Annotated in this window: 8 protein-coding genes; 7 read left to right on the top strand and 1 reads right to left on the bottom strand. The window is 66.6% G+C overall.

The features are described from left to right. From VFV09_08525 to VFV09_08500, 6 genes are all read left to right on the top strand, one after another. Nucleotides 1-301: succinate--CoA ligase subunit alpha (locus tag VFV09_08525; GenBank protein HEU4867757.1), on the top strand; the 301-nt coding region annotated here is incomplete at its 5' end. Between the two features lie 34 nt (nucleotides 302-335). Next, a complete protein-coding gene (gene purH, locus VFV09_08520) occupies nucleotides 336-1,850 on the top strand; it encodes a bifunctional phosphoribosylaminoimidazolecarboxamide formyltransferase/IMP cyclohydrolase (protein ID HEU4867756.1) in 1,515 nt (504 codons plus the stop codon). Next, the gene (locus tag VFV09_08515; GenBank protein HEU4867755.1) at nucleotides 1,847-2,746 is read left to right on the top strand and encodes a bifunctional 5,10-methylenetetrahydrofolate dehydrogenase/5,10-methenyltetrahydrofolate cyclohydrolase; all 900 of its coding nucleotides are present in this window, start codon (nucleotides 1,847-1,849) and stop codon (nucleotides 2,744-2,746) included. Before purH ends, VFV09_08515 begins: the two co-directional genes overlap by 4 nt. Nucleotides 2,747-2,803: 57 nt before the next feature. After that, nucleotides 2,804-3,133 (top strand): hypothetical protein, encoded by a 330-nt coding sequence (locus VFV09_08510; GenBank protein HEU4867754.1) that lies wholly within the window; start codon nucleotides 2,804-2,806, stop codon nucleotides 3,131-3,133. A gap of 3 nt (nucleotides 3,134-3,136) precedes the next feature. After that, nucleotides 3,137-3,676: a disulfide oxidoreductase gene (locus VFV09_08505; GenBank protein ID HEU4867753.1), complete on the top strand. Its 540-nt coding sequence runs from the start codon at nucleotides 3,137-3,139 to the stop codon at nucleotides 3,674-3,676. Then, nucleotides 3,673-4,431 carry an FkbM family methyltransferase gene (locus VFV09_08500; protein ID HEU4867752.1) on the top strand — a complete coding sequence of 253 codons (759 nt, stop codon included), beginning with the start codon at nucleotides 3,673-3,675 and terminating at the stop codon, nucleotides 4,429-4,431. The genes VFV09_08505 and VFV09_08500 overlap by 4 nt, the downstream gene beginning before the upstream one ends. Here the strand turns inward: VFV09_08500 and VFV09_08495 are convergent. Beyond that, the gene (locus tag VFV09_08495; protein HEU4867751.1) at nucleotides 4,428-5,087 is read right to left on the bottom strand and encodes a TlpA disulfide reductase family protein; all 660 of its coding nucleotides are present in this window, start codon (nucleotides 5,085-5,087) and stop codon (nucleotides 4,428-4,430) included. The genes VFV09_08500 and VFV09_08495 overlap by 4 nt on opposite strands. A gap of 95 nt (nucleotides 5,088-5,182) precedes the next feature. On the opposite strand from VFV09_08495, the gene VFV09_08490 reads away from it, so the two are divergent. Further along, the coding region (locus VFV09_08490; protein HEU4867750.1) for a hypothetical protein at nucleotides 5,183-5,805 on the top strand (623 nt) is incomplete at its 3' end.

Genomic DNA, 5,805 nt, shown 5'->3' with positions numbered 1-5,805 from the left:
CTGCCTGTCCCGGTTCGAGCAGGACCCCGAGACCGAGATTGTGGTGCTCATCGGCGAGATCGGGGGAGAGGACGAGGAGAAGGCGGCGGCTTTCATCGCAGAGAACATGAAAAAGCCGGTGGTCGCCTACATCGCCGGGTTCACCGCTCCGCCCGGCAAGCGGATGGGCCACGCGGGCGCCATAGTGTCCGGCTCCAAGGGGACCGCGGCCGCCAAGGCCGAAGCTCTGGAGGCGGCAGGGGTCCGGGTCGGGCGCAATCCGAGCGAGGTTGCCGGGCTCGTCGCAGCCCTCGCGAAATAGGCCGCGCACCGGCCGGGCAGGATATCCTTCGATCATGAAGATCAAACGAGCCCTCCTGTCGGTCAGCGACAAGACCGGGATCGAGGAGTTGGCCCGGGGGCTTCTCGAGCAGCAGGTGTCGCTCATCGCATCCGGCGGCACCGCCCGCATGCTGGCGAAGGCGGGCATCCCCACGACACCGGTCAGCGAGGTCACCGGCTCGCCGGAGATGCTGGACGGCCGGGTCAAGACCATGCACCCCCGCATCCACGGGGCGATCCTGGCGGACCGGCGCAAACCCCAGCACCTGGCACAGCTGAAGGCCAACGACATCACCGCCATCGACCTGGTGGTCTGCAACCTCTACCCGTTCGGCAAGACCATCGAGAAGGCGGGGGTGACCGACGACGAGGCGGTCGAGAACATCGACATCGGCGGGCCGGCGATGGTGCGTGCGGCGGCCAAGAACTTCAAGTCGGTGGCCGTGGTGGTCAACCCGGACAAGTACGAGCTGATCCTGGAGGAGATGAAGGGCCGCTCCGGAGGCATCTCGGACGAGACCCGGGCCTCCCTGGCCGCCGAGGCGTTCGCCCACACCGCGGCCTACGACGTGGCCATCAGCCAGTGGATGGGCCGCTCGGGCGAGTTCCCCGAGAAGATGTTCCTGAAGCTCGAACGGCAGAACGAGATGCGCTACGGCGAGAACCCGCACCAGCAGGGCTCGTTCTACTCCTCCTCCACCCCCAGCTGGCGGCAGCTGTGGGGCAAGCAGATGTCGTACACCAACCTCCTGGATTTCGACGCCGCGTGGCGCCTGGTCAACGAGTTCGACCAGCCGGCCGTGGCGATCATCAAGCACACCAACCCGTGCGGCGTGGCGACCGGCAAGAGCGTCGAGGACGCCTACATGCGGGCCCTCGAGGCGGACGAGAGGTCGGCTTTCGGGGGGATCGTCGCCGCCAACCGCCCGATCGACGGGTTCGCAGCCAAGCGGGTCACCGAGATCTTCACCGAGATCGTCATCGCCCCCGGCTTCACCCAGCAGGGGCTGGAGGCTCTGAAGGCGAAGAAGAACCTGCGGATCCTGCTTTCGCCCAAGCCGTTTGCCAACCAGGTCGAGGTCAAGTCGGCCGCCGAGGGCTACCTGCTCCAGAAGGTCGACGAGCCGCGCAACGACAAGCGTGAGGACATGATCGTCGCCGGCAGCTACGAGCCGGCCGAGGAGGATTGGGACGACCTGCTGTTCGGCCTGGCGGTCGTGAAGCACGTGAAGTCCAACGCCGTCGTGTTCGCCAAGGGCGGTCAGACGGTGGGCGTCGGTGCGGGGCAGATGAGCCGGGTGGACGCGGTCGACCTGGCCGCCCGCCGGGCCGGCAACCGGGCCAAGGGCTCAATATGCGCCACCGACGGCTTCTTCCCGATGCCCGACGGCCTGGAGGCGGCGATCGAGGCGGGGGCCCGTGCGGTCATCCACCCCGGAGGCTCGATCCGGGACTCCGAGGTCATTGCGGTGGCCGACAAACACAAGGTCCCGATGGTCTTCACCGGTAAAAGGCACTTCCGGCATTGACCGCAATTCGCATCGACGGCAAACAGGTCTCTGCCGAAGTCAAGGAGCAGGTCCGGCTGGGGGTCGAGGAGCTTAAAGCCGCCACCGGCATCACGCCCGGGCTGGCCGCCATCCTGGTCGGCGACGACCCGGCCTCCCAGGTCTACGTCGGCTCGAAGGAAAAGGCCGCGGTTGCTGCAGGCATGAACGGCTGGGTCCACCGGCTGCCGGCGACGGCGTCGCAGGCCGAGGTCGCCGACACCATCCGCCGGATGAACGAGGACCCCGCGGTCCACGGCATCCTGCTGCAGCTTCCGCTCCCCAAGGGGCTGGACGCGATCAGTGCGGTCGAGCTGATCGACTACCGCAAGGACTCCGACGGGCTGACTTCGGCGAGCGCCGGACTGCTGAGCCAGGGAAACCCGCGCTTCGTGCCCTGCACCGCCCTGGGAGTACAGGTTCTGCTCGCCCATACCGGAGCGCAGGTTAAGGGCGCCAACGTGGTCGTGGTCGGCCGGTCGAACCTGGTGGGGCGCCCGCTGTCGATCCTGCTGTCGCTCAAGAACGGTCCACCGAACCCTCTCAATCCGGCCGAGAAGCTACCGGCCGACGGGACCGTCACGCTGTGTCACACCGGCACCGCCGACCTGGCGGCCCACACGCGGGAGGCAGACATCCTGGTCGTCGCCGCCGGGGTCACCAAGTACATCACCGGGGACATGATCAAGCCGGGGGCGACCGTGATCGACGTCGGGATGAACCGGGACGAGAACAACAAGTTGTGCGGCGACGTCGACTACGCGTCGGCGGTCGAGGTGGCGGGAGCGATCACGCCGGTCCCCGGCGGAGTCGGGCCGATGACGGTTGCGATGTTGATGTCGAACACCCTGGCCGCCGCCAAGCTACTCGGAGCCTGAAGCGCACCGGCCACTATGACTACCCCGGGCGACCGCCTAAGAGACCAGGTCGAAAGAATGATCGTTGCGCGCCCCGGCGACGAGCTGGCCCGGGTGCTGGGCGGCGAGGGCGACCTGTGGATCGTCGCCGCCCGGGACATCGACTGGACCGACGAGAACCGTCCCGAGGTCCAGGCACGCTTCGTCCAGGGATTCCACCGGGGGGACCTGTGGACCCGGATTGCAGCCTCCAACCCGGACAGCATCGAGGTCACCGGCTACCCGGTGGACGACGGTTCGCACGTCCTGGTGTTCGACTACGAAGTGGGGTCCAGGCCGGTCCACGACCATCCGCGGGTCGGCCTGAGCGCCACCCCGCACGGCGTCACCATCTACGTCACCGAGTAGCGGGTGTCGGTCAGCTTCGTAACTCTCTTCCTGGCGCTGCTCGCTCTGGTGGCTCAGGCCGGCGTGCTGGTGGCGCTGGTCCTGTGGGTCGGACGCCGGGCTCCGGCGCTGCGGCGGGCCGGGGATGCGCTGCGGGAGTCGGTCGGCCCCAACGCTGTGGCGATGGCGTTCGCCGTGGCCCTGGTTTGCACTCTGGGGAGCCTGTACCTGTCGGAGGTGGCGCACTACCTTCCGTGCAAGCTGTGCTGGTACCAGCGGATCGCCATGTACCCGCTGGTCCCGGTCCTGCTGGTGGCCCTGCTGCGGAAGGACAACCGGGTGGCGGCCTACGTGCTGCCGCTGACGGTCATCGGGGGCCTGATTTCTGCCTACCACGTCCTGCTGGAGCGCTTCCCGGAGCTGGAGGGGGCCGCAAGCTGCGACCCGGACAACCCGTGCAGCGCAATCCTGCTCGTGCGGTTCGGGTACCTGACGATCCCGACGATGGCGCTGTCGGGTTTTGCGCTGATCACCGTGCTGGTGCTGGTGGCGAGGCAAAGATGATCTCCTACGCCTACAACCGGGAGGACGTCCTGCTGAACCGGCTCTTCAAGGATCAGGAAACTGGCTTCTACGTTGATGTCGGCGCGGGTAAGCCCGTGAGAGGGTCCGTTACCAAACACTTCTACGACCAGGGGTGGCGGGGGGTCAACGTTGAGCCCACCAGGTCACTGTTCACGCTGCTGCAGGCCGCCCGGCCGGAGGACGTCAACCTGAACGTGGCTTTGTCCTTCCAACCCGGTTCGATGGAGTTCTACGAATTCGAGGAGCGCCACTGGGCCCTTTCGACCCTGGACAAGCGGCACGCCGAACGTCACGCGGAAACCGGGCGACGCTACCATACGCACGAGGTCCGGGTGAAGACACTTGCGGAGATTTGCGAGAAGCACGTCTCCGGCGAGATCGACTTCATGTCGATCGACGTGGAAGGTCACGAGCTCGGCGTGATTCAGGGCGCCGACTGGCGCAGATGGCGGCCCCGGTGCGTGGTGGTCGAAGCAACGCAGCCGAATACCCAGATTCCCAGCCACTCCGAGTGGGAGCCGCTGCTGCTGGAGGCCGGGTACCTGTTCGCCTATTTCGACGGGTTGAACCGCTTCTACCTGCGTTCCGAGGACGCCGGGCTCATGGAGTGCTTCAAAACCCCGGTCAACGTCTTCGACGATTTCGAGACCTTTGAGGCCCGGTGGCAGATCGACGAGGCCCGACGCGAGCTGGCGGCCGCGAAGGAATTGCAGTCCGGACCTGGTCCGGCCTAAGTCCCCGCCAGCTCCACGAGCCCATCCAGTTGTTCACTCGTGAGCTCGCCTCCGTCGCGGGCCAGGACCTTGTTGTCGGGGTCGAGCAACACGAAAAACGGATAGGCGGTCAGGCCCATGGCGTCCGTGGAGCTGAGCTTGGCGTCGTCTGCCATCGTGGGAAGGTCCAGTCCCTCCCTCTCGAGCCACTCCGACGGTGGGTAGTTGGGCCGGTTGGGATCGACATCGGTGGCGACGACTATCAGGTCAAGCCCTTCCGGCGTGCCGGATTCCTTCAACCATTCGACGATCCTCGGCACCTCACGCTGGCAGTGCGGGCACCAGTGGGCAACCCAGATGACCAGCTTGGGGTTGGAGCCGGGTGCGATGGAGATCTCCGACCCGTCGAAGCCGGCGCCTTTGATGGTCGGGGCGGTTTGGCCCACCGCCGGGTCGCCGCCCGGGGCGTCCCTGTCGAATGGCGGAAGAGGCTGGCCGTCGACCGTGACCGGCCGAATCTGTTCGACGTCCTCCCCCCCATCGGAGCCGCTTCCTTCTGTCCCGGAGCCGGAGTCGTCGCTGCGGGTAGCGAAGAAGGCGATCAGCGCCAGGATTACGATCAGCCCGGCGCCGAAGATCAGGGGCCGGTTGTTTTTGGTGTTCTCGGTGGGGCTCACGCGGCCATCGTAACCGGCGGAGCGAATTTCGGAATTTCCACTCGATCCTCACCACAGGCCGTTTTCTGTCACCCCTCCTTCCTATAATCGAACACATGTTCGAACGGTTGGAGAACATCCTCAGCCAGTTGCAGGCCCTCGTCGAAGGCTTCGATGCCTCGGGCCTGGACCGAGCCCAGTCGCTGGAGCTGTACGAGAGGCTTTGTGTCGGCGAGAGGATGATGCACGCAGCCAAGGCGCTTGCCGGAAAGCAGCTGGTGGACTGCAGGGCCTGGTACGAGACCGACCACAAATCAACCGCTCACTTCATGGCCGCGACTGCCGGCACCACCATCTCGCACCAGTGCCACATGCTCGAGGTCGCCGACCTGCTCCCCGAGCTACCCGAGACCGACAAGGCCTTCCGCTCCGGAGCGCTGACCGAAGAAGAGGTCATCGACCTGGCTTTTGCGGCCGCCCTCGACCCCGAATCCGAGGAGGGTCTGCTGGTCCTGGCCGAGGCCGCCTCGCTCGAGGAGTTCCGGGCCGAGTGCGCCCGGGTCCGCCACGCCGCCTCCTCCGAGGAGCAGCGTCATGAAAGGGCCCACAAGCGCCGTTACCTAAAGCACTGGATCGACCTCGACGGCGCCTTTCGCCTCTCGGGCAGCTTCACCCCCGAAGCCGGAGCCCGGATCATCTCGGCGATCGAGCCCTACCGCCAGAAGGTGTCCGACCGGCT

The organism is Actinomycetota bacterium (genome assembly GCA_035759705.1).
In the GTDB taxonomy this organism is placed as follows: domain Bacteria; phylum Actinomycetota; class CADDZG01; order JAHWKV01; family JAHWKV01; genus JAJCYE01.
The sequence above is the reverse complement of the archived record's forward strand: the minus strand, read 5'-3'. Positions and strand labels throughout refer to the sequence as shown.

Excerpts from the sequence above, each read along its gene's own strand:
- purH (HEU4867756.1), top strand. The coding sequence starts at position 336 with ATGAAGATCAAACGAGCCCTCCTGTCGGTCAGCGACAAGACCGGGATC.
- VFV09_08510 (HEU4867754.1), top strand. The coding sequence starts at position 2,804 with ATGATCGTTGCGCGCCCCGGCGACGAGCTGGCCCGGGTGCTGGGCGGC.
- VFV09_08500 (HEU4867752.1), top strand. The coding sequence starts at position 3,673 with ATGATCTCCTACGCCTACAACCGGGAGGACGTCCTGCTGAACCGGCTC.